General features: G+C 66.5%; 24 protein-coding genes. 15 read left to right on the top strand and 9 right to left on the bottom strand.

Going from position 1 to position 22,444, the window contains the following annotated elements; translation table 11 throughout:
* Position 1: 1 nt before the first annotated feature.
* The 3 genes from MA09_RS15680 to MA09_RS15670 all read right to left on the bottom strand — a co-directional run bounded on the left by MA09_RS15680 (position 2) and on the right by MA09_RS15670 (position 2,379).
* Positions 2–562 carry a hypothetical protein gene (locus MA09_RS15680; protein WP_051933502.1) on the bottom strand — a complete coding sequence of 187 codons (561 nt, stop codon included), beginning with the start codon at positions 560–562 and terminating at the stop codon, positions 2–4.
* An 87-nt stretch (positions 563–649) separates the two neighbouring features.
* Positions 650–1,939 (bottom strand): sorbosone dehydrogenase family protein, encoded by a 1,290-nt coding sequence (locus MA09_RS15675; protein ID WP_036250443.1) that lies wholly within the window; start codon positions 1,937–1,939, stop codon positions 650–652.
* Complete coding sequence (locus MA09_RS15670) at positions 1,936–2,379, bottom strand: DUF2231 domain-containing protein (RefSeq protein WP_036250441.1); 444 nt, start codon at positions 2,377–2,379, stop codon at positions 1,936–1,938. Before MA09_RS15670 ends, MA09_RS15675 begins: the two co-directional genes overlap by 4 nt.
* A gap of 155 nt (positions 2,380–2,534) precedes the next feature.
* Here MA09_RS15670 and MA09_RS15665 point away from each other — a divergent pair, with 155 nt between their 5' ends.
* The 5 genes from MA09_RS15665 (at position 2,535) to MA09_RS15645 (ending at position 7,775) form a co-directional block, all read left to right on the top strand.
* A complete protein-coding gene (locus tag MA09_RS15665; protein ID WP_152594676.1) occupies positions 2,535–2,747 on the top strand; it encodes a hypothetical protein in 213 nt (70 codons plus the stop codon).
* A 145-nt stretch (positions 2,748–2,892) separates the two neighbouring features.
* Positions 2,893–3,345 (top strand): hypothetical protein, encoded by a 453-nt coding sequence (locus tag MA09_RS15660; RefSeq protein ID WP_161783229.1) that lies wholly within the window; start codon positions 2,893–2,895, stop codon positions 3,343–3,345.
* Positions 3,342–6,191 (top strand): pitrilysin family protein, encoded by a 2,850-nt coding sequence (locus MA09_RS15655; RefSeq protein WP_200883077.1) that lies wholly within the window; start codon positions 3,342–3,344, stop codon positions 6,189–6,191. Before MA09_RS15660 ends, MA09_RS15655 begins: the two co-directional genes overlap by 4 nt.
* Before the next feature lie 72 nt (positions 6,192–6,263).
* A complete protein-coding gene (locus MA09_RS15650) occupies positions 6,264–6,650 on the top strand; it encodes an energy transducer TonB (protein ID WP_081897625.1) in 387 nt (128 codons plus the stop codon).
* Between the two features lie 174 nt (positions 6,651–6,824).
* Positions 6,825–7,775, top strand: a complete 951-nt coding sequence (locus MA09_RS15645; RefSeq protein WP_036250437.1) for a retroviral-like aspartic protease family protein — start codon at positions 6,825–6,827, stop codon at positions 7,773–7,775.
* A gap of 81 nt (positions 7,776–7,856) precedes the next feature.
* On the opposite strand, the gene MA09_RS15640 is transcribed toward MA09_RS15645, so the two are convergent.
* Positions 7,857–8,102: a hypothetical protein gene (locus tag MA09_RS15640; RefSeq protein ID WP_036250435.1), complete on the bottom strand. Its 246-nt coding sequence runs from the start codon at positions 8,100–8,102 to the stop codon at positions 7,857–7,859.
* Positions 8,103–8,465: 363 nt separating this feature from the next.
* Between MA09_RS15640 and MA09_RS15635 the strand changes: the two genes are divergently transcribed.
* Positions 8,466–9,341 carry a LysR family transcriptional regulator gene (locus tag MA09_RS15635; protein ID WP_036250433.1) on the top strand — a complete coding sequence of 292 codons (876 nt, stop codon included), beginning with the start codon at positions 8,466–8,468 and terminating at the stop codon, positions 9,339–9,341.
* Positions 9,342–9,344: 3 nt separating this feature from the next.
* On the opposite strand, the gene MA09_RS15630 is transcribed toward MA09_RS15635, so the two are convergent.
* From MA09_RS15630 to MA09_RS15620, 3 genes are all read right to left on the bottom strand, one after another.
* Positions 9,345–10,214 carry a PhzF family phenazine biosynthesis protein gene (locus MA09_RS15630; RefSeq protein ID WP_036250431.1) on the bottom strand — a complete coding sequence of 290 codons (870 nt, stop codon included), beginning with the start codon at positions 10,212–10,214 and terminating at the stop codon, positions 9,345–9,347.
* Positions 10,215–10,324: 110 nt separating this feature from the next.
* Positions 10,325–11,446 (bottom strand): type IV pilus twitching motility protein PilT, encoded by a 1,122-nt coding sequence (locus MA09_RS15625; protein ID WP_036250428.1) that lies wholly within the window; start codon positions 11,444–11,446, stop codon positions 10,325–10,327.
* Between the two features lie 100 nt (positions 11,447–11,546).
* Positions 11,547–12,020 carry a DMT family transporter gene (locus MA09_RS15620; RefSeq protein ID WP_036250426.1) on the bottom strand — a complete coding sequence of 158 codons (474 nt, stop codon included), beginning with the start codon at positions 12,018–12,020 and terminating at the stop codon, positions 11,547–11,549.
* Between the two features lie 218 nt (positions 12,021–12,238).
* Between MA09_RS15620 and MA09_RS15615 the strand changes: the two genes are divergently transcribed.
* Positions 12,239–13,039 (top strand): head GIN domain-containing protein, encoded by an 801-nt coding sequence (locus MA09_RS15615; protein ID WP_036250424.1) that lies wholly within the window; start codon positions 12,239–12,241, stop codon positions 13,037–13,039.
* A 119-nt stretch (positions 13,040–13,158) separates the two neighbouring features.
* Here MA09_RS15615 and MA09_RS15610 read toward each other — a convergent pair whose 3' ends face one another.
* A complete protein-coding gene (locus MA09_RS15610) occupies positions 13,159–13,608 on the bottom strand; it encodes a copper chaperone PCu(A)C (protein WP_036250421.1) in 450 nt (149 codons plus the stop codon).
* A 39-nt stretch (positions 13,609–13,647) separates the two neighbouring features.
* Positions 13,648–14,190 (bottom strand): YaeQ family protein, encoded by a 543-nt coding sequence (locus MA09_RS15605; RefSeq protein WP_036250419.1) that lies wholly within the window; start codon positions 14,188–14,190, stop codon positions 13,648–13,650.
* Between the two features lie 140 nt (positions 14,191–14,330).
* Here MA09_RS15605 and MA09_RS15600 point away from each other — a divergent pair, with 140 nt between their 5' ends.
* The 8 genes from MA09_RS15600 (at position 14,331) to MA09_RS15565 (ending at position 22,443) form a co-directional block, all read left to right on the top strand.
* Positions 14,331–15,362 carry an NADP-dependent oxidoreductase gene (locus tag MA09_RS15600; protein ID WP_036250417.1) on the top strand — a complete coding sequence of 344 codons (1,032 nt, stop codon included), beginning with the start codon at positions 14,331–14,333 and terminating at the stop codon, positions 15,360–15,362.
* Positions 15,363–15,483: 121 nt separating this feature from the next.
* Positions 15,484–16,059: a hemerythrin domain-containing protein gene (locus MA09_RS15595; RefSeq protein ID WP_051933501.1), complete on the top strand. Its 576-nt coding sequence runs from the start codon at positions 15,484–15,486 to the stop codon at positions 16,057–16,059.
* 145 nt (positions 16,060–16,204) lie between these two features.
* Positions 16,205–16,543, top strand: a complete 339-nt coding sequence (locus tag MA09_RS15590) for a KGG domain-containing protein (RefSeq protein ID WP_036250415.1) — start codon at positions 16,205–16,207, stop codon at positions 16,541–16,543.
* A 176-nt stretch (positions 16,544–16,719) separates the two neighbouring features.
* Positions 16,720–17,274, top strand: a complete 555-nt coding sequence (locus MA09_RS15585) for a M48 family metallopeptidase (protein ID WP_036250411.1) — start codon at positions 16,720–16,722, stop codon at positions 17,272–17,274.
* A gap of 114 nt (positions 17,275–17,388) precedes the next feature.
* Positions 17,389–18,657, top strand: a complete 1,269-nt coding sequence (locus MA09_RS15580; protein WP_051933500.1) for a porin — start codon at positions 17,389–17,391, stop codon at positions 18,655–18,657.
* An 8-nt stretch (positions 18,658–18,665) separates the two neighbouring features.
* Positions 18,666–19,103, top strand: a complete 438-nt coding sequence (locus tag MA09_RS15575; RefSeq protein WP_036250406.1) for a phosphate ABC transporter substrate-binding protein — start codon at positions 18,666–18,668, stop codon at positions 19,101–19,103.
* 4 nt (positions 19,104–19,107) lie between these two features.
* Entirely contained in the window at positions 19,108–21,840 is a 2,733-nt protein-coding gene (locus MA09_RS15570; RefSeq protein WP_036250403.1) for an EAL domain-containing protein, read from the top strand.
* A gap of 105 nt (positions 21,841–21,945) precedes the next feature.
* Complete coding sequence (locus MA09_RS15565) at positions 21,946–22,443, top strand: GGDEF domain-containing protein (protein WP_229440749.1); 498 nt, start codon at positions 21,946–21,948, stop codon at positions 22,441–22,443.
* Position 22,444: the final 1 nt, after the last annotated feature.

Below are 22,444 nucleotides of genomic sequence, written 5' to 3'. Positions count from 1 at the left end.
CTTACCTGAGGTGGGCATCCACATCGCGCGGATCGGTCAGCGTGATCAGCCCCTTCGCGAGGGTGAGCACGATCAGGATGCCGACGATATCGCCGGTGATCATTGCCGCCAGTGCGGTCCAGTCCACCAGCCCGGTCTGTACCCACATGAAGGCATGGTGGAATGCGGGACTCATGATTCCACATAAGACCCCGGTGAACAGGAGCCGACCTGCTGTCAGGTTCCCGAGACGCGGCCCCAGGTCGAACCAGTGCTTGGCGAACAGATAGGCCAGGTAGGGCCCGCCGGCCCCGGCGACCGCGCCATACACGGCGCGGGCCTCGTCCTGGAACGCGAAATGGTGGAAGTTGAGGTAGAAGCCAGCCAGCAGCAGGCCGACGAATCCGGCAAACCCGAACAGCAGCGTGGCCAGCAGCCGGATGCCGGCTGGGAGAAATACCCAGTTGATCCCGCTGCTTTGCTCGAACTGGATGAATACCAGCTCATTGAGCCAGTTCAGGCCGAGGAAGGCGATAGTCGTGATCCCGACGTGGCCCAGCTGTCTGGCGGCTTGTTGTTTCAAATGGGGCATTGCGGCGTGAAGCGAATATGATGTTGCAGCGAAGTAAACATTGTACCCGCATACATATGCACTCCGCTGCCCTGCCCCTCAGCGGCTCGGGATCACCCGCCACACGGTATTGGACAGATCGTCCGCGACGATGAGCGCACCACGCGGATCGACGGTGACGCCCACGGGCCGCCCGCGCGTCTTCCCGTCGGCATCGCGAAAGCCGGTGACGAAGTCGACCGGCTCGCCGGATGGACGTCCATTCCTGAACGGTACGAAGATCACCTTGTAGCCGACCGGATCGGCACGGTTCCAGCTGCCGTGCTCGCCGACGAAGACGCCGTCGGCATAGGCCGGGCCCATCGCCGGCAGCGAGAACGCCAAGCCGAGCGCGGCGACGTGCGCGCCCAGGCTGTAGTCCGGCTTGACGGCGGCGGCAACCTTCTTCGGATCCCCCGGCTTGACGCGCGTGTCGACGTTCTGCCCCCAATAGCTGTACGGCCAGCCATAGAAGGCCCCTGGGCGCACCGAGGTCAGGTAGTCCGGTACCAGGTCCGGCCCGATCTCGTCACGTTCATTGACCACCGCCCACAGCTGTCCGCTGCCCGGCTGGATCGCCAGGGCCGTCGGGTTGCGCAGGCCAGTCGCATAGGGCTTGTACGCTCCCGTGGCGGCATCGACCTGCCACACCATGGCGCGGTCGACTTCGGCTTCCATGCCGCGCTCGGTGATATTGCTGTTCGAGCCGATGCCCACGTACAGGAAGCGACCGTCGGGGCTGATCGTGAGCGCCTTGGTCCAGTGGTGGTTGATCTCGGAAGGCAGCTTGGTGACACTCGTCGGCGGTCCGCCGGCCTGGGTCTGGCCTTCAGTGTAGTCGAAGCGCACCAGCTCGTCCTGGTTGGCGACGTAGAGCTTGTTGTCGAAGAAGGCCAGGCCGTAGGGGGCATTCAGCTTGTCGGCGAACACGGTCTGCAGTTCGTACACGCCGTCGCCATCGGCATCGCGCAACAGGGTCAGGCGGTCGCCACCCTTGACCTTGGTATTGCCCTTTGCCTTGATATAGCCGGCGATCACGTCCTTGGGCTTGAGCTTGGCAGCGTTGCCGCCACGCCCTTCCGCCACCAGGATGTCGCCATTCGGCAGGACCAAGGTCTGGCGCGGGATCTTCAGGCCGGTCGCAATCGCGGTGACGCTATAACCCTGGGGCACGGTCGGCTTCTGCTTGCCCCATTCCACCGGCTCGGCGATCTTCATGTCCGGCAGCAGGCCGCGTTCAGGCGCGGGCAGTTCGGGATCGGGACCGTGGGCCAGCTTGCCGCCTTCCTTGCTGCAGGCGCCCAGCAGGAGCAGCATGCCCAGGCATGCGAAGGTGGATGACGGCTTCATTGCGCTCCCCCGTGACGTGGGCCGGCTTGCGGACCGAGTCCCAGCCAGGCCGCGGCCAGGCTCAACACGGTAACGACGATCGACAGCACCATGCCGGTCGGCATCGAGGCCCAGGCGTCTTTCGCATGCTCGAAGGAGTTGAGCAGTCCCACTACCCACGTTGCAAGCAGCACCAGGAAGTAGGTCATGGGGCGCCCGGCCTTGCGCTTGGCCCGCAGCAGGTTCATCAGCGCGAACAGGAGGGCCAGCCCGCTGAGCAGCTCGGCGCCGGCAAGCAGCCAGGATGCGAAGTTGTTCCACTGGATCTGGTAGGTATTGTAATAGGCGATGTCGCTCAGCAAAGCGCCGAGAAACAGGGGGACGGACCCGGCAAGCAGGATGGTATGCAGCAGGCCTGGCGGGCTCCGGTAGCTCGCACTGACCGTGGCTTGAGAAGACATCGGCGTTGTCCTTCCTCGATTGGCTTGGCCCAATCTTATCGATAATGCAAATGGCATGGCGCATTGTTGAGCCCAGTGATAACCCGCGATGTTCAAGCCGTTTTGTTCTGGTAACTTCAACAAGAATGGTCCAAGCAACGACGAAAGCCGGCTTCATGCACAAACACCTCATGCGCAGCGCCTTTGTCTTCACCGTATTCGCGGCGCCGATGGCGTTCGCCCAGGTCGATCACGCTGCCGCTACGGGCGAATACGACTTCAAGGCCGGCTCCGGCATCAGCCTCCACGCCTTGAGCCCGCTGCAGGTCGAGAACCTTGCGGCGGCCGGCAAGGTGTGGGGTTCCCGAAGTATCACCATCCCGCGGTGACCGGCGGCCAACGCCAGTGGGACTTCGCGCTGTTGAAGCTGCTCCCCGAGCTCCTGGCGGCAAAGGATCGTGAAACTGTGGACGCCATCCCGCACCGCTGGATTGTCCAGCTAGGTCCGGTTGCCGATTGCAAGCCATGTGCGACATGGAACCAGCAAGACTTCCAGTTGCCGCCGAACCTGACGTGGCTGGACGATACGCGCCTGCTGAGCCCTGCGCTGCGCAATGCGCTGTCAAGCGTGCCGACATTCCGGGCTATATGGAACGAGCTGCAAACACCAAGGGCCTGATCGTCGATATCCGGAACTACCCCTCCGAATTCGTCCCCTTCGCCCTCGGCCAGTATTTCGTCGACAAGCCGACCATGTTCGCCCGCTTCACGATCGGTGACCTCAGCAATCCGGGCGGCTTCGAGTGGAGCCCCGAAGTCGCGCTGCAGCCAATGGCGCCGCGCCGCATACGCTGCGGATGGAGTGCATGCCTGCCAAAGTCAGCCAGTAAAAAGTTCGGCAGCGATTGTAGCGATCAGGAAATTACAATACCATCCAGCACTGATGGCCTCGCGCCCATTCCCTATTGTAAGGATCCGATTGCATGAAGATGTCTCCCCTGCCCCTCCTGCTGGCCGCGTGCTTCACGTCGACCGCCCTGGTCCCCGCACACGCCGCCAAGCCGGCGGTGTCCAGCCAGGCGGCCGGCCTGAAGGTGGATTACCAGAAGTTCACCCTGCCCAACGGCCTGGATGTGATCTTCCATATCGACCGCTCCGACCCGGTAGTGGCCGTGAACCTGACGGCGCACGTGGGCTCGGCCCGCGAGAAGGCAGGCCGCACCGGTTTCGCCCACCTGTTCGAGCACCTGCTGTTCCTGGAATCGGAAAACCTCGGCAAGGGCGGCCTCGACAAGATGAGCGCGCGCATCGGCGGATCCGGTGCCAACGGCTCGACCTCGCAGGACCGCACCAACTACCTGCAGACGGTCCCCAAGGACGCGCTCGAGAAAATGATCTGGGCCGAAGCGGACAAGCTCGGCTGGTTCATCAACACCGTCACCGATCCAGTGCTGGCCAAGGAAAAGCAGGTCGTCAAGAACGAGAAGCGCCAGGGCGTGGACAACGCCCCCTACGGCCACACCCGCTACGTCATCAACAAGGCCCTGTATCCGGCCGACCACCCTTATAACTGGCAGGTGATCGGCTCCCTCGACGACCTGCAGAACGCCACCCTCGACGACGTCAAGGAATTCTTCCGCCTGTGGTACGTGCCGAACAACGTGACCCTGGTCATCGCGGGCGACTTCGATCCTACCCAGGCGCGCAAGTGGGTCGAGAAGTATTTTTCCGAGATCAAGCGCGGCGCGCCGATCGAGGCGATGGCCAAGCGTCCCGGCGTGGTGAAGCAGACCGTCAAGCTGGCCCACGAAGACAATTTCGCCAAGCTGCCCGAGCTGACCATGGCCTGGCCGACCGTCGAGGACCTGCATCCGGATTCGTATGCGCTCGAAGTGCTGGCCGAATACCTGTCGCAGACCAAGCGCGCGCCCTTCTACAAGGTGCTGGTCGAAGACAGCAAGCTGGCGCCCAGTGTCCAGATCGGGAACCAGGCGGCCGAACTGGCGGGCCAGTTCATGCTGCGCGTGCGCGCCTTCGAGGGCAAGCCCCTCGACGAGGTGGCTGCTGCGGTCGAGCAGGCCTTCGCCAAATTCGAGCGCGAAGGCATCCCTGAACGCGACCTGAACCGCATCAAGGCCGGCCTCGAGACCCGTTTCTACAACTCGGTGTCCAGCGTGCTCGGCAAATCCGCCCTGCTCGCCGAATACAACTACCTGACCGGCAACCCGGGCTATGTGGAGGAAGGCGTCAGGAAGACGCTGGCCGTCACCAGCGCCGACGTGCGCCGCGTATACGACACCTACATCAAGGGCAAGCCCTATGTCGCGACCAGCTTCGTCCCGAAGGGCAAGCTGGACCTGGCCCTGCGCGGTTCCGGCAAGGCCGACGTCGTCGAGGAAAAGGTCGTGCAGGGAGCGGAAGGCGCGGTCGACCCGAGCGCGAACGCCGACTACACCCGCACCCCGTCCAGCTTCGACCGCAGCAAGGAACCGCCCTACGGCGCGGCACCAAGCGTGAAGGTACCGCGGGTATGGGACACCAGGCTCGCCAACGGCATGCGCGTCTACGGCATCGAGAACAAGGAAGTGCCGCTGGTGCAGTTCGACATCGCCGTCGACGGCGGCCTGCTGCTCGACGATCCCGAGAAGGTCGGCGTGGCCAACCTGACGGCGCGCATGATGACGCAGGGCACCGCCCGCAAGACCCCGCAGGAACTGGAAGAAGCCATCCAGCAGCTGGGCGCGAGCATCAACGTGTTCGCCCGCCTTGAGGACGTGCGCATCAGCGTGACCACCCTCGCCCGCAACTACGCGGCGACGGTCGACCTGGTGCAGGAGATCCTGCTCGAGCCGCGCTGGGACGAGAAGGAGTTTGCCCTGGTCAAGCAGAGCGTGCTGAGCCAGATCCGCCAGCAGGAGGCCGATCCGAACGCGCTCGCAAGCAGCAATTTCAACAAGCTCATCTACGGCAAGGACGATCTCCGTTCGCGCAACATCCTCGGCACCGCCGATACCGTCAATGCCATCACCATCGACGACCTGAAGGCCTGGTACCGCGCCAACCTGTCGCCGTCCGTGGCGCGCATGCATGTGATCGGCGCCCTGCCGAAGGACGCCGTGGCACGCCCGCTGGCTGCGCTCAGCCGTGCATGGAAGGCCAAGCCGGTCAAGGTCGTGGCGGATGCGCCTGCATCGACCGCCGCGGGCAGCCAGGCCGGCGGCAAGGTCTATTTCGTCGACGTGCCGGATGCGAAGCAGTCGGTGCTGCACATCGGCTACCGCGCGCTGGCGGCGACCGACCCGGACTACTACCCGGCGGTCGTTGCCAACTACATCCTGGGCGGCGGCGGCTTCGCCTCGCGCCTGACCCAGGAACTGCGTGAAGGCAAAGGCTACACCTACGGCATCCGCTCGAGCTTCGCCGGCAGCAAGAGCGCCGGGCCTTTCATCATCGCCAGCGGCGTACGCAGCAACGTCACGCTCGAATCGACCCAGCTGGTGAAGAAGATCCTGCAGGACTATGCCCCGACCTACTCGGCAGCCGACCTGGAGACGACCAGGAACTTCCTCGTCAAGAGCAATGCCCGCGCCTTCGAGACGGCCTCCGCCAAGCTGGACATGCTCGACAACATCAGTAAGTACGGCTGGCGCGCCGACTACGTCAAGGACCGCGAGCGCACCGTCAAGTCGATGACGCTGCCGCAGGTGCAGGCCCTGTCGCAGAAGTACCTGGATCCGTCGAAGATGGTGTGGCTGGTGGTGGGCGATGCCAAGACCCAGCTGCCGCGGATGAAGGAGCTGGGCTTCGACGAGCCGGTGCTGATCGACAAATAAGCCGGAAGCAAGCGGTAACTAAGCGCATCGCCTGTCCTTGCAGGCGATGCGTCATCCCACAAAGGAGAGCGCATGTCATCCAGGGAAGGATTCGCAGGCTTCGCCACCGCCCTCGCCCTCTCCTGCCTCGCCGGATGGGCAAGCGCGGCCGGCACGGACAAGATCGGGCCGGTCAAGCTCGCCCCCAACGCGCCAGGGTCGATCAGGTACGACAGCTGCTCCCCGCCGGTCTACCCCGAAGAAGCGCTCAGGCGGAACCACCAGGGGACGGTGACGCTGCGCTTCCTGATCGGCGCCGACGGTACGGTCAAGGACTCGCGGGTCGTCACCTCGTCGGGCTACCCGGACCTGGACGAGGCGGCCCGCGCCGGGATCGCGACATGCAGTTTTCATCCGGCGCTGCTCGAGGGCAAGGCGGTCGACGCCTGGACCCTCGTCCAATACGTGTGGAAGCCCTAGCGCTTGCGCACCGGCCTGAACTGCACTGCCTGCGCTTCGGGCAGGGGTAGCGCAGGCAGCAGCCAGTCGACCGGGGTCTTCACCATGAGGCGGCCGTGGCGTATCGGCGACAACGAGCCCTTACGCCGGAAACACCCGTACAATCGCGCTCGCTCCCACAACCGGCCTGATCCCATGCATACCACCGTATCCTGCTTTGCCCGCCGTTTCGGCTTCTCCCTCCTCGCCCTCGCTGCACTGCCCTTCCCGGCTTCGGCCCAGGCGCTGCCAGCTGGCTGCCAGCCGGGCGAACCGTCGACCTTGCCGCTGAGCTTCAGGGGCGACGCGGTGCCGCTCGTCGAGGCGCGTATCAACGGTCACGCGGTGCCGGCCCTGATCGATACCGGCGCCCAGCAAGCGACCTCGCTGGACAGGAAGACGCTCGAAGGTTTCGGCGTCAAGGTGAATCTCTCGGAGAGCAACTACGTCGGCGTCCAGGTGGCGAATGCGCGTCTCGACCACGTCGCGCTCGGCCCGAACGAGTACAGGAATGCCTGGTTCGCCGTCGACGACCTGCAGGACGACGGCGTCGGCGCCAAGATCGGGGCGAACTACCTGTTCCGCACCGACGTCGAGATCGCGCTGGCCGGGGGCTACCTGAAGCTTTTCAAGCCGCGCGGCTGCCTGCGGGCGTCGCTCGCCTACTGGGACCGGAAGACCCCCTCGGTGCCTTTCGAGGTCCACCCGCTGAGAAAGGACCTGCGGCCCTGGTTCAAGGTCCGCATCAACGGCCAGGACATCAATGCCGTCATCTCGACCGTCACCACGCACTCCTACGTGGACCTGTTCACCGCGCAGCGCATGGGCCTGAGCCCCGAGTCGGAAGGCGCGACGCGCGAGGCTCCGGTGAAAAGCTGGCGCGACCGCCAGCAGCCGGTCTGGAAGGTGCCGGTGCCCCGGATGTCGATCGGCGAGCTCGAGATCAAGAATGTCGACCTGCGCTTGATGAACATGGACCTCTCGGGCGAAATGCTGGTGCTCGGCACCGATTTCCTGCGGCGCCACCGTGTCTACGTCGCGATGAGCCAGAACCGGATTTACTTTTCGCCGGTGAACGAGGCAAGGGAAGGCGCCTCATCGCCCTGAGAAGCAGCCGCGCCTGCCGGGTAGCAGGCGGCTCCTGAAGCTCGGCCGCAGCGGACATGGCCCGGCCAGTGCGCAGCAGTGCTAGCGGATGGACACGGCCTGCCTGCGCTGCCACCAGGCGGCGAGCGGCGCGCCGTAGCCGGCCACGTATCGCAGGCCGGTCGCGGGACGCGGCACCAGCAGGATCAGCGGAAAGGCGCTCAAGGCAAAGCGTGCGCATGCAAGGGCGAAGGGATCGACGTCGGCCAGGCCGAGCTGGATGACCGAAAAATTGGCGCCCCAGATCGCGGTGACGAGGATGCCGAGCAGGAGGTGCTTGAATGCCATTGATTATTCTTTCGTGATGAAAACCGGCGACGGGATGCAGGACAGGATATCTATGCTATAACGCAATGAAAACACGTAGAACGGCAAGCTCCCTATGCACCATTGCATAGGGAAGCCTGCGGCTTCGCGCGAAGAAGAAACGGCCGGCACGACGCTGGCCGGAAGACAGCGGCCCAGGACAGACGGGCGGCCGCTGCCGCGGGAAGCGCAGTCCCTACTCTACGAAGCAGCGGCCTGGGGGTCCAATCACTTTTCTCCCAGCAGGCTCAGGATTGCTGAGGGCCCGCGGCCGGCCGGAGAAATGCCGCCAGGCTGTGTAGAATCTTCCCTAATGCGGCTCACCGCTCATCGAACACGGCACCCATGGATATCCACCAGTTGAAGTCATTGGTCACGATCGCACGCTGCGGGACGGTGGCGCGGGCGGCCGAGCTGCTGCACCTGAGCCAGCCGGCCATCAGCGCCCACGTCAAGCAGCTGGAAGAGGAATTGCGGGTGCGCCTGTTCGAGCGCCACGCGCGGGGCATGACGCTGACGCCGGCAGGCGAAGCGGTGTTCGTGCATGCCAAGCGCGCCCTGCATGCGGTCGAGGCCATTCGCGACGAAGCCAATACCTTGAACGGCGAGATCGCGGGAGAACTGGTGATCGGCACCGTCAACGAGCCCGCTTTTCTCCGCCTGCCGGCTTTCTTGCGCCACATGCGCGAAGCCGCGCCCCACGTTGCCATCTCGCTGGTGCAGACGACCTCGGGCGCGGTACTGAAGAATATCGAGGATGGGGTGTTCGACGCCGGTTTCGTCGAAGGGAAGCTGGAAGGGCTGGCGATCGACGCCACGCTCCTCGCCCCGGTCGAGTTCGTGGTCGGCTACCCCGCCGCCTGGCGCGAGCGTATCGAAGCAGGTGGCCTCGAGGCTGCCCTCGCCCTGCCATGGATCGGCACCTCGGACGACTGCTCCTTCCACAAGCTGACCACCGCGCTGTTCGCCGCCCACGGCCGCAGCTTCGCACCGGGGCTGCGCACCGACCAGGAGTCGCTGCTGCTCGAACTGGTGGGACAGGAAGCCGGGCTGTCGCTGGTGCGCCGCGACATGCTGGACGCCTATTCCACGGGCGACGTGTGCGCGCTGGACGGCATCGTGGTGGAAGCGGGCATGCACTTCGTCTCCGCCCAGTCGCCGGCCAAGCCGGGCCTGCTGCGCGTGGCGCAGCGGGCGATACGACGGGCCTGGCAGGATTGAGCGTCACATCACCGTCACCGTGCTGGCCAGCCTGGCCTCGCCTCCCGCGAACAGCCCGGTAATACGCCCGCCCTCCAGCTGCAGCTCGACCGTGATGCGCGAGGGCGACGGCGGCGCCATGTGCGCGCCCTGCCGGATCAGCAGCGTGGAGTGCTTGAGCCCGGCGCGGTCGTAGAGGTAGCAGGCCAGCGGTCCGGCCGCCATCCCGGTCGCGGCCTCTTCCTCGATGCCGTAGTGCGGCCCGAACATGCGGGCGGTGGCGGCGAATTCGCCGTCGGTGGTGGCGAAGACGTAATAGCCGATCGCGCCGAAGGCGGCGCTGACGGCCGCGATCTCGGCCATGTCCGTGGCCAGCCCCGCCAGCACCGCTTCGGAACGCACGTGGACCAGCACGAAGCGGTTGCCGGTAGCCACCACGCAGGGCGGCGCGGCGACGTCGTCCGGGCCAAGGCCCAGACTGGCCAGGATGCGCCCGGCACCGGCGCCCGGGACGAAGTCCGCCTCGTCGACGTATTCGGGCGCGCGCTGTTCCATGAAGGCGGCGTCTCCGCGCAGCAGGATACGGCGGGTGCCATCGATGGTTTCCTTGGACGACTCCGGCCCGGTGACCAGTCCACGTTGCGCCAGCAGCGAAAAGGTGGCGACGGTGGCATGGCCGCAGTGAGCGATCTGGCGGCTGGGCGTGAAGAATTCGAGCTTGATGTCGGCCGCGTGCGAGCGCGAGACGAAGGCCGTTTCGGACAGGCCGACCAGTTGGGCGATGCGCAGCTTCTCGCCGCTCGAGAGCGCATCGGCGTCCAGCACGACGCCCGCGGGGTTCCCGCCTTCTGCTGCATCCACGAAGGCGTTGACGATGTTGACGGTATGAGCCATGACTCCTCCTTGTAAGAACGAGCTGGCAGGGTACGGGGCGGGCCGTCGCCGGTCCAATCACCTTTCCCCCGCGGCCTTCAGGAATGTTGATGGCCGCGGCGGCAGCCGCATCAGACCATGTCCGCGAAGCCCACCCGATCGGTGGTGGCGTTGCGCGCATCCTCCACCCGCACCTTGTGCGCCGCCAGCAGTTGCTCGAGCGAGGCGTTCATGGTGTGGCAGCCCGGATCGCGGCCCGCGTTCATGTGGGCGCGGATGGCGCCGACGTCGCCCGACTCCAGCATGCGCATCACGGTGCTGCTGGGGGTCAGGCATTCGGTGGCCAGGTGGTAGCGGTTGCCCTCCCTTGACGGCAGCAGCGCCTGGCACAACACGCCGCGCAGGGCGTGCGCCAGGGCCTGGGCCTGGGCGTCCGAATTGCCGAGCAGGCGCAGCATCTTCTGCAGGCCCAGTTCGGTAGAGCGCGCGTGCAAGGTGGCCAGCACCAGCGGGCCGGATTCGGCCAGGGCCAGGGCTTCCTGCGCGGTCTCGGCGTCGCGGATCTCGCCGATCACGATCACGTCCGGGCGCTCGCGCAGCGCGTCCAGCGCGCCCAGGTAGTAGCTGGCCACGTCGGCGTCCTCGCCGACTTCGCGCTGCGTGATGATGCACTTGCGCTGCGGGATCAGGGTCTCGACCGGGTCTTCGATGGTGATGATGTGGCCCGAGCGCTGCTTGTTGATCTCGTCGATCATCGACGCGATCGTGGTCGACTTGCCCTGGCAGGTATCGCCGATGATCAAGACGAGACCGCTGTTCAGGCAAGCAAATTCCTGCTCATCCTTCCACAGGCCCAGTTCGGAGAGCGCCAGCGGCTCCTTCGGGAAGCGGCGGATCACGCAGCCGAGGCGCTTCTTGCCCTGGAAGCTGAAGCAGTTGGCACGGATGCGCGCGGTGTGCAGGTCGATCGAGCGGTCGAACGCGCGCACCGCGATACGCTCGGCCCAGTTCGGCTCGATGACGTCGAAGAATTCTTCCAGCTCTTCCTTGGTGATGGGCGAATCGGTTACCGCCACCAGGCCCTTCGGCTGGCGCAGCATCAGCGGGCTGTTCTGGTGGATGATGATGTCCGAGAACACCAGGCGCGAATTCAGCAGGTGCAGGATCTGCTCGACCAGGGTACCGAATACCGGGTGGTCTTCGTTCTCGATGTACGACAGGGTGGGGATCTGCGAAGACTGGTGGTATTCCATCTGGCCGGCACGTGTAAAAAGTTAAACGGTGCCGGACATTATAAAACCATGCATCTCCGGAAGATTGCAAATCTGAAATAAAAATTGCTCAGCAGGTCGGCTAGCGTCCGAAAGCTGCAACGACGCGGTCGCCGAACAGGGTGATCGCCACGCCCAGCGCCACCACGCAGGCGCCCAGCACGCGCACGCCGGAGACCTTGCGCATCGCCATGTTGACCAGACCGAAGTGGTCGATCGCCATCGAGGTGATCAGCTGGCCCGCGATCACCAGCACGATCAGGCTCAGCAGGCCGATGCGCGGCGCCAGGAACACCGTGCCGAAGACGAAGGCCGCCCCCAGGAAACCGCCGGCGAACTTCCACAGCGGCTGGCCGCTGAGTGCCGCGAAGGTCGGGCCCAGCCCGCCGCGCGAGACGGCGACCCCGGCAAGCACGACGGTGCCGCAGCCGAAGGACACCAGGGCGGCGACCACCGAATTGGCGCCGATCGAGGCCGCCAGCTGGGTATTAACGGCCGCCTGGACCGACATGGCCATGCCGACGCAAAAGGCCATCAGTAAGAGAATCAGGTTCATTGCTAGCTCCACCGGACGCAATCCGGCGCAAAAAGCGCACGATTCTAGTGCAAACCGCGCGTTCGGGATAGGCATCCATCCTGCATGAAGCCTGACGGACTGTCACGCCAGCGTGCATTCTGGACGGTAAACTGTGCCGTTCGTCGCATCCGGGATGCAGCGGGCCCGGCCCTTGCCTAGGATGGCAGCATCGACAAACGCTTCAACAGGAGACAAGCATGACCAAGACCTCTTCCCGCCCGACCGGCTTCCTGCGCGCCATTCTCCTTCCCACCCTCGTGGCCGCCGCCCTCGCCGCCGGTCTTGCCACGACGGCTACCCCGTCCATGGCCGCCAGCTGGTCCTTCGGCGGCGAACGCGTCGAGGGCAACGGCAGCATCAAGCGCCAGGCCCGCCAGGTATCGCACTTCACCGGCCTGGCCCTCGAAGTGCCGGGCAAGCTGGAATTGCGCATGGGCGACAGCGAAGGCGTCACCATCGAAACCGACGACAACGTGCTGCCGCTGATCGAGACCGTGGTGGAAAACGGCACCCTGAAGATCCGCCCGTCCAAGCGCAACCTGAACCTGCGTACCAGGAACCTCAAGATCGTCGTGAACGCCCGCCAGATCGAGCGCCTGGCGCTGGGAGGTTCGGGTTCGGTCGATGCGGATGCGCTGCGCGCACCGCGCCTGAACATCGACCTGGGCGGCTCGGGCGAGATCAACGTGCGCAAGCTGGAGAGCGACTCGGTATCGGTCAGCCTGGGCGGCAGCGGCGACTTCAAGGCCGGCGGCGGCACCGCGCGCAAGCTGTCGGTATCGATCGGCGGCTCGGGCACCGTGGACATGGGCGCGGTGCAGGCGGACAACGCCAGCGTCAGCGTGGCCGGCTCGGGCGAGGCGACGGTGTGGGCGCGCCATGAGCTGAGCATGACCATCGCCGGCTCGGGCGACGTCAACTACTACGGCGATCCGCGCGTCAGCAAGTCGGTCGTGGGCTCGGGGGATGCGCGCCGGATTGCGGCGGCGCCGCGCTAAGCGGGTTTGGTAGGGCGGGCGGGTCTCCCGCCCACGCGGTCAACCTCCGCCAGCACGGCCGCGGCAATCGGCCCATACCTATTACCGCGTGGGTGGCGTAGCCGCCCACCCTACGAAATTCAGTGACCGGCGTGCGCGCTGTGCGTCAGCGGCTTCACCGGCACGTCCACCTTCACTTCCTGGCGCTTGCCCGCGGCATCCTGCACCTGCAGGGTCAGCGCGACGCTCTCCCCTTCCTTCACCTGGCGCTTCAGGTCCATCAGCATGATGTGGTAGCCGCCGCTGGCCAGGTTGACCGGCTTCCCGGCCGGGAGCTCGATCGCTTCCACGCGGCGCATCCGCATGGTCTGGCCTTCCATCGCCATCTCGTGCAGCTCGGCGCGGCCGGCGACCTCGCTCTGCACGCCGACCAGGCGCGCCGGCGCCGTGGACTGCACGCGCATGAAGGCGCCGGTCACCTTCTGGGCCGGCACGGTGGCGCGAATCCAGGGTTCGGAAACGGTCACTTGCGCAAACGCGGAGGCGGAAAAGGCACAGCTGGCAAGCAGGGCAAGGAAGGAACGTTTCATGGCGCAATACGTAAAATGGGTGAATGCGGAATTATAGCTTTACTGTCCGCCGCGCAGGTATTCGCGCTCGACCAGCACGGTATCGAGGCCGTCGGTCAGCCACACCTGGCCGTCCTGGATCGTGCATTGCAGCTGCATGTTCCGCTTCGCCATCTTTTCGAGCTGAACGCTGGCCTCGTTCGGAATGTTCACCACCGCGACGTTTTTCGCGCGGTCGATCCCTTTGGCGAGGCCCTTGAACCAGATGTCGCTGGTGGCGCTGTAGCTGTACACGATGACCTTTTCCGAACGCCCGGCCGCCTTCAGCAAGCGCTTCTCGTCCGGCTGGCCGACCTCGATCCAGGTTTGAATCGCGCCGGTCAGGTCTTTCTGCCACATGGCCGGCTCGTCGACGTCGAACAAGTCCTTCGTGAAGGCGAGTGCCGGGTCCGCATGGAGCGCGAAGGCCAGCACCCGGATCATCACCCGCTCGTCGGTCTCGGACGGGTGGCGTGCGATGGTCAGGGCGTGGTCGCCGTAGTAGTTGCGGTCCATGTCGGCGATCGACAGGTCGGCCTTGTAGATGGTTGCCTTGAGAGCCATAAGGTAGTGATCGGTATGCGTGAGGGATGGAAAGCCCGCTATTGTCGCACGCGCCGCACAGGACCGGTAGAAGCGGCGGTACGGAAGCGGTATAGTCACGCTGCCAATATTGACGATCTACTTACCTAGCGGAGACCCTCATGACCAATGCCTTTCCCCCGAACCAGCAGTTCCGCCTCGCCGCCCGACCGCTCGGCCTGCCGCGCAAGGAGGACTGGCAGTTCCACGAGGAAGCCGTGCCCGAGGCGGAGGAAGGCGGCATCGTCGTCAAGGTGCTCTACCTGTCGCTCGACCCGGCCATGCGCGGCTGGATGAACGAGGGCAAATCCTATATCCGTCCCGTCGCGATCGGCGAGGTCATGCGTGCCGGCGGACTGGGCGTGGTCGTGGCTTCGCGCTCGCCGCGCTTCGCGGTGGGCGATCACGTGGCGGGCGGCACCGGCGTGCAGCGCTACTGGTCCGGCCAGGCGGACGACAAGACCGCAGCGTTCACCAGGATCGACCCGCGCCTTGCCCCGCCGACGGCCTGGCTGAATACCCTCGGCATGCCCGGCATGACCGCCTTCTTCGGCTTGCGCGAGGTGGGCCAGCCCAGGCCGGGCGAGACCGTGGTGGTCTCGGGTGCCGCCGGCGCAGTCGGCATGACGGTCGGCCAGGTGGCGAAGAAGATGGGCTGCCGCGTGGTCGGCATCGCCGGCGGCGAAGAGAAATGCCGCTTCGTGGTCGAGCAACTCGGCTTCGACGCCTGCATCGACTACAAGGCAGGTTCCGTGCACGCGGGTCTGAAGGAACAGTGCCCGCAGGGCGTGGACGTCTACTTCGACAACGTCGGCGGCGAGATCCTGGACGCCGTCCTCACCCGCATCAACATGAAGGCACGCATCGTCATCTGCGGCGCGATCTCGCAGTACAACACCACCAGCCAGGTGAAGGGGCCGGCCAACTACCTGTCGCTGCTGGTGAACCGCGCGCGCATGGAAGGCATGGTCGTGTTCGACTATGCGCCGCGCTATGCGGAGGGCGTCAGTACGCTCGCGGGCTGGATGCAGGAAGGCAGCCTCAAGAGCATCGAGTACGTGGTCGACGGCTTCGAGCGCTTCCCCGAAGCACTCTTGATGCTCTTCGAAGGCAGGAACCTCGGCAAGCTGGTGCTCAAGGTGGCGGACGCCTGATCCCGGTCTGCCTCAGCGGCTTCTTGATCCGCGCAGGAGCCGGCCCATAATTTAATGAACTTCTCTCCTCGTAGCGCGTCTACTGCCGATTTGATGCGCCCCATCGCACGGCGAGGTGAACATGGTTCATTCTTCACGAAAGGACACCGGCTCAGCCGAGCCGCCCGGCGGCATCCTGGCCCTGCTGCGCGCCGACCATGAGCAGGTGCGCTCCCTGTTCCACGCCTTCGCGATGCTCGACCGCGAAGAAGAAGCGCAGCGCGAGCGCGTGGTCGACGAGCTCTGCGATGCGCTGGCCATGCACGCCATGCTCGAGGACGAACTCTTCTACCCGGCGCTGCGCGGCGCGGTCGAGGACGGCCTGCTCGACGATGCGGCCCTGGAGCACGACAGCATGCGCGAACTGGTCGAGCAGTTGGGCACGCTGTTCCCGGACGACGACTTCTTCGACGTCAGCGTCGCAGTGCTGGCCGACGAAGTGGAACGCCACGTCGCCTTCGAGGAGAAGCTGCTGTTCCCGGCGCTGGCACGCGCCGGCGCCGACCAGCTGGCCCTGGGGCTGCGCCTGCGCGCGCGCCGCGCCGAGCTCGAATCGGACCTCGCCGCGGCCCCGCCCGCGATCGACGGCGTCGAGCCGCGCGGCCTGCTGCACGGCGGGACCAAGCGGCTGCGCGAGCGGCGTTCGCGTCCGCGCTAGCAGGCCACGGTCGCTTGTCCCGAAACCGACCCCAACGCGAAGGAACTAACGCTTCAGCCTTCTCTCTAAACGGCACGAGCGCATCCATACGCGCTCGCGGTTCCAGTTTCGACTTTGACACCTCAGGGCACACAAGGAGAGCGACATGGCGACAAGTAAAGAGAACGGCAAGGGTAGCGCCCAGAAGGGCGCCGCGGGCAGCAGCCAGGCGCCGGCCAAGCGCGGTTTCGCGGCAATGGACCAGAACCAGCAGCGTGAAATCGCCAGCAAGGGCGGACAGGCGGCACACCAGAAAGGTACCGCGCACGAGTTCGATTCCGAAGAAGCGCGCCGCGCCGGCCAGAAAGGCGGCGAAGCAGTCAGCCGCAACCGCGCCCACATGGCCGACATCGGCCGCAAGGGCGGCGAAAGCCGGCAGTCGGCCCAGCGCGCCGCCGCAGCCGCCAAGAACGCCGGCAACCGCCAGGGCGAAAAGGAGAGCTGACAGGCACTCCCGCTGACAGGCTCTCCGGCTGGCAAGCCTTCCGCCTGGTCCACCTTCCGGCTGACGCGGCATCCCGCCGAAGCTTCCCCACAACGATCCAGCGACACCATGGCGCCGGCTGGCGCCGTGGTGTCGCCCTCACCCGAACGCCGGCGACGTGTTACATTGCCGGTCCCATGCACAAGCTACCCTACCTCACCGCCTATCCCGACACCCTGCGCGCCCAGGTCGGCCAGCTGATCGATGCCGGCCGGCTGGGCGAAGTGCTCCTGCAGCGCTACCCCGGGGCCCATGGCATCCGCACCGACAAGACGCTCTACGCCTATGTGCAGGCGCTGAAGGACGAGTACCTGCGGCAGGCCGAGTCGGTGGTCAAGGTCGCCTTCGACAGCAAGCTCCACGTCGTGCAGCACGCGCTCGGCCTGCACACCGCGATCTCGCGCGTGCAGGGCAGCCGCCTGAAGGCCAAGCGCGAGATCCGCATCGCCAGCGTGTTCCGCGATGCGCCACTCCCCTTCCTGCGCATGATCGCGGTGCACGAGCTGGCGCACCTGAAGGAGAAGGAGCACGACAAGGCCTTCTACAAGCTGTGCTGCTGGATGGAGCCCCACTACCACCAGCTCGAGTTCGACCTGCGGCTCTACCTGACCTGGCTCGACCTGGGAGGCCGGCGCCTGTGGGGCTCCACGGCCGAGCCCGTTGCCATCGAACAACAAGGCTTGTCAGATTGATTCTTTACCCATCGTAAATAGCTCGACTTTCATTATTGCCTTCGGTAAAGTTTGCACGTCATTTTCTGCTGCGGCCCCTTGCCCGCGACGCCATCCAGACGCAATTAGAACCCCATGACGTACCTGTTTTCCCTCCACGGCAGTGCCGTACCTCCGGCCCTGCGCAGTGGTTTGTTTGCCTGCGGAATGCTGGTCGCGACGGCAGGGCATGCTGCCGACACCGCTGCCGCCCCCTCCTGGAAATTTTCCGGCTTCGGCACCCTCGGCGTGGTCCATGCGAGTGTGCGTGACGCCGACTTCAGCTCCACGGTCCTGCGCGCCAACGGCGCCGGCCGCAGCGAACGCTGGAGCCCGGATGTCGACAGCCGCCTCGGCGCCCAGCTCGACCTGACGCTGGGACGCTGGTCGGCCGTGCTGCAAGTGGTCAGCGAACAAAACCTGGACGGCAATTACCGTCCACGCGTCGAATGGGCCAACGTCAAGTACCAGGCGACTCCGGACCTGGCACTGCGCGTGGGACGCATTGCCCTGCCGGTCTTCCTTGCGGCCGACTACCGCAAGGTCGGCTATACCATGCCCTGGGTCCGCCCGCCGGTCGAGGTGTACGGCGCCCTGCCGATCTCCAGCAGCGATGGCATCGATGCCACCTGGCGCTGGGGCGGCGGCGACACGCGGCACGCCACCCAGGCTTTCTTCGGCCACACCGACACCCGCCTGTTCGGCGACCGCCGCCTGAAGGCGCACGGCATTGCCGGCCTGTCGCACAGCATCGAGCACGGCCCCTTCAGCGCCCGCCTGTCGGCCCTGACCGCCCACCTGTCGACCCCGATCGGCGCCGAAGTGTTCACCGCCATGCGCGCCTTCGGTCCGCGCGGGGCGGCGCTGGCCGATCGCTATGCGATCGAGCACAAGCGCGTGACCATGATCGGCGCCGGCGTCAGCTACGACCCGGGACAGTGGTTCGTCAGCGCCGAAGCCGGCCGCGCCCGCACGGATTCCCTGCTCGGCGAGACCAGCACCATGTATGCCGGCGGCGGCTACCGCTTCGCGAGCCTGACGCCTTACCTCGGCCTTGCCAGGGTGCGCGCCCACGGCTCCACGCGCGACCCCGGCCTGCCGCTGGCCGGCCTGCCGCCGCGGCTGCAGGCGACTGCAGGCGCGCTCAACGCAGCGCTGAACCTCTATCTCGGGACGATTCCGATCCAGACCACGTGGACCGCCGGCCTGCGCTGGGACCTGCCCCTTGACGCCGCGCTCAAGGTCCAATACGACCGCCTCCGGCCGACCGATGGCTCGCGCGGCACCCTCATCAATACACCGGCCGGCTTCCGCTCCGGCCAGACCGTGCATGTAGCGAGCGTTGCGCTCGACTTCGTGTTCTGAGGCGGTCCATGGGAATCCGCATCCGACACCTCATGGCAGCCGCGGCGCTGATCCTGGCGCAAGCCGCCTCGGCCGATGCCTCGGCGGAGCTGGTCGTGATCGTCTCCGCGCGCAATCCGCTGCCGGCGCTGTCCCCTGAGCAGGTCGCCGCGATCTTCCTCGGCCAGGCCGGGCGCTTTCCCGGCGGCGCCGAAGTGGTGGCGCTCGACCAGCGTCTCGGATCAAGCGAGCGCGAGCAGTTCTACGCCCAGGTCACCGGCAAGACCCCTGCCCTGCTCAAGGCGCACTGGTCCAAGATGGTCTTCACCGGCCGCGGCCAGCCGCCGCGCGAAGCCATCGACAACGCGAGCGTGCGCCGCATGGTGGCCGACAACCCGTCCATGATCGGCTACATCGACCGCGCCGAATTGGACGCCAGCGTGCGGCCGGTGCTGGTGCTGCGCTGAGCCGATGAACCGCATGGTCCCGCCCGCCGCCAGACCGCCGCATGCGCGGCCGCAGCAGCAGCGCCGCCGGACGGCGCTGCTGCGCTGGCTCGGGCGAGGGATGGAAACCCATATTTCGCTGCCGCTCTTCGCGCTGCTGCTGGTGGCCGCCCTGTGGACTGCGGCCTTCCACATGATCCGCGCCGAAGAGCGCGCCGCGCACGGGGCAGCCCGGGACGCCACGCGCGAACTGGTCGACACCTACGAAGCCCAGATGGCGCGCAGCCTGAGCAGCATCGACCAGACCCTGCGCGTGCTGCAGTACGCGGTCGAGACCAACGGTCCCAACGCGGCCCTGGGAGCGATGAGCGCCAAGGGCCTGCTGCCGCCGGGCCTCGTGTTCCAGGTCGCGATCATCAGCGACAGCGGCCGCGTCCTGGCCAGCAACCCGCAGGCGCGCCCCGGCGGCGACGTCTCGCGCGCGCCCTGGTTCACCTGGCACCGCGACAAGGACGGCGACGTCCCCTATGTCAGCACCGCCGTCGGGCGGCGCGAGCCGCACGTGGTGTTCTCGCGCCGCATCAACGGCAGCGACGGCCTGTTCGCGGGCGTCGCGACCGTCGCGGTGGATCCGGCATTCTTTACCAGCTCCTACGAACGCTCGCGCCTGGGCGACCGCGGCCTGCTGGGCGTGGCCGGCACCGACGGCATCGTGCGTGCGGTGCGCGTCGGCGAACCGGTCTCGTGGGGCCAGCGCGTCGTCCTCGGCAAGGACGACAATGTCGTACTGGGAAAGACCGGCATCGACGGCGAGTTGCGCTACACCAGCACCCGTGCCCTGAACGGCTTCCCGCTGGTGGCGGTGGTCGGCCTGTCCGAAGCCGAGCAGATGGCCGAATTCCGCGCGCAGCGCCGCGCCTGGCTGTTCGGCGCCAGTGCCGGCACTGCGCTGCTGCTGTTCGTCGTTACCCTGGTCAGCGCCTGGTCATGGCAGCTGGCCAAGGCGCGCCGCCGCGAACGGCTGGCGCAGGAAACCTATGCCGCCGCCTCCGAGGCCAGCCTGGATGCCTTCTTCGTGCTGCGCACCATTCCCGGGGCCGACGGCGGCGTCATGGATTTCGTGATCGAGACCACCAACACCCGCGCCGAACAGCTCACCGGCCTGGCCAAGGAGCGCATGGAAGGCAAGCGCATGTCGGTGCTGCTGCCGACCCACCTGGGCATCGGCATCTTCGACGACCTGGCAGCCGTCGCCACCGACGGCGTGGCGCGCGAGGCCGAATGGCTGGCCCACATGCTGCCCAACGAGGACCGCTGGCTGCACCGCCAGGTGGTCCAGGTGGAAGGCGGCGTGGTGGCGATCGTGCGCGACATCACCGAGCGCAAGCTCACCGAGCAGCGCATCCGCCACCTGGCACACCACGATGACCTCACCGGCCTGCCGAACCGCAGCCTGCTGCGCGACCGCCTCGGCCAGGCCATCCGGGACGCCGAGCGCAAGGGCCATGCGGTGGGGCTGGCCTTCATCGACCTCGACGGCTTCAAGCTGGTCAACGACGGCCTCGGTCACAATGCCGGCGACGAACTGCTGAAGGTCGTCGGCGCGCGCATGGCCCGCTGCCTGCGCCGCAACGACACCCTCGCGCGCTTCGGCGGCGACGAGTTCGTCATCCTGCTGCCCGATATCTCGGGCGACCCGATGGCGATCACGCCGCTGCTGGAAAAGGTGCGCGAAGCGGTCACCGAGCCGGTCGAGGTCGAGGGCCAGGAAGTCCAGGTCAGCTGCAGCATGGGCGTGGTGCTCTACCCGCGCGACGGCGAGGACGCCAACACCCTGATGATGAACGCCGACGCGGCGATGTACCGCGCCAAGGAACACAAGGACAGCTTCCAGTTCTACGCCAGCGAGATGAACGCCAGCGTGGAAGAGAAGCTGGTGCTGCTGGAAGGCATGCGTACCGCCCTTGATCAATGCGTCGACGCCGGTGCCGATCCCGGCTGTGGTAGCGAAGCTTGCCAGTTCCAACTGCTGTACCAGCCGAAAGTCGACCTGCGCACCGGCCGCCTGTTCGGCGTCGAGGCCCTGATCCGCTGGAAGCACCCCGAGCAGGGATTGATTTCGCCGCTGCGCTTCATCGGCCTGGCCGAAGAGAGCGGCCTGATCGTCCCGCTGGGCGAATGGGTGGTGCGCACCGCCTGCGCCCAGGGCCAGGCCTGGCGTGCCGCCGGCCTCCCGCCGTTGACGATCTCGGTCAACGTGTCGGCCCGCCAGTTCGAGGAGAAGCGCCTGGTCGAGCGTATCGCCGGCGCCCTGCGCGACTCCAGGCTGCCGCCGGAATCGCTGGAGGTCGAAGTCACCGAAAGCTCGATCATGCGCGACCTGGCGCGCGCGGTGGAGAAGATGCGTGAACTCAAGGGCATGGGCGTGTCCTTGTCGATCGACGACTTCGGCACCGGCTATTCGAGCCTGTCGGCACTCAAGTCCTTCCCGATCAGCCGCCTGAAGATCGACAAGAGTTTTGTCAGCGACCTGGCCGACAGTCCGGACGACCAGGCCATCGCGATGGCGGTGATCTCGCTCGGCCACAAGCTGAACCTGCGCGTCATCGCCGAGGGCGTGGAAACCGAGGAGCAGCGCGACTTCCTGCGCGCCAACGACTGCGACGAGATGCAGGGCTACCTGTTCAGCCGTCCGGTGCCGCCGGAGCGGATCGCGGAATTGCTCGCCGGGATGTCGGCCACGCAGCTGGCGGCGTGAGTCCAGCGCAGCGTTTCGTCATCCTGCTGTGCGGCAGCGAGCGCGGCCTGCGCCGCATGCTGGGCTACTGGCCGCGAACTGAGCGAGGCACTGGAAACCATCCGCGTGCTGGCCACGGTAGACGAGCTGACCTCGCTGGTGAACCGCCGCCGCATGCACGAGGTCCTGGAAGCCGAAGAGCGGCGCCAGTCCGATGGTCTCCAGGGCGGCACGGGCGCGTGCATCGCCCTGCTCGACATCGATTTTTTCAAGCAGGTCAACGACCAGTACGGCCACGCTGCGGGCGACGCCGTGCTGCGCAGCTTCTCGACCACGGCACGCGCCTGCCTGCGCGCCAACGACGTGCTGGCGCGCTGGGGCGGCGAGGAATTCCTGCTGCTGTTGCCGGATGCCGCGCCCGAGGACGCGCGCACCGTGCTGGAACGGATGACCGAACGGGTCCACGCCATGCCGGTGCCGGGCATGCAGGGCCGCCGCATCAGCTTCTCGGCGGGCCTGGCCACGCGCCGCGCCGGCGAGCCCTTGGCCGATGCCATCCATCGGGCCGACAAGGCGCTCTACCGGGCCAAGGAGGCCGGACGCGACCGCATCGTGCTTGCCTGAG

The organism is Massilia sp. BSC265, from assembly GCF_000740675.1.
GTDB lineage: Bacteria > Pseudomonadota > Gammaproteobacteria > Burkholderiales > Burkholderiaceae_D > Telluria.
Note: the sequence above shows the minus strand (reverse complement) of the source record. Positions and strands in the feature narration are given on the sequence as shown.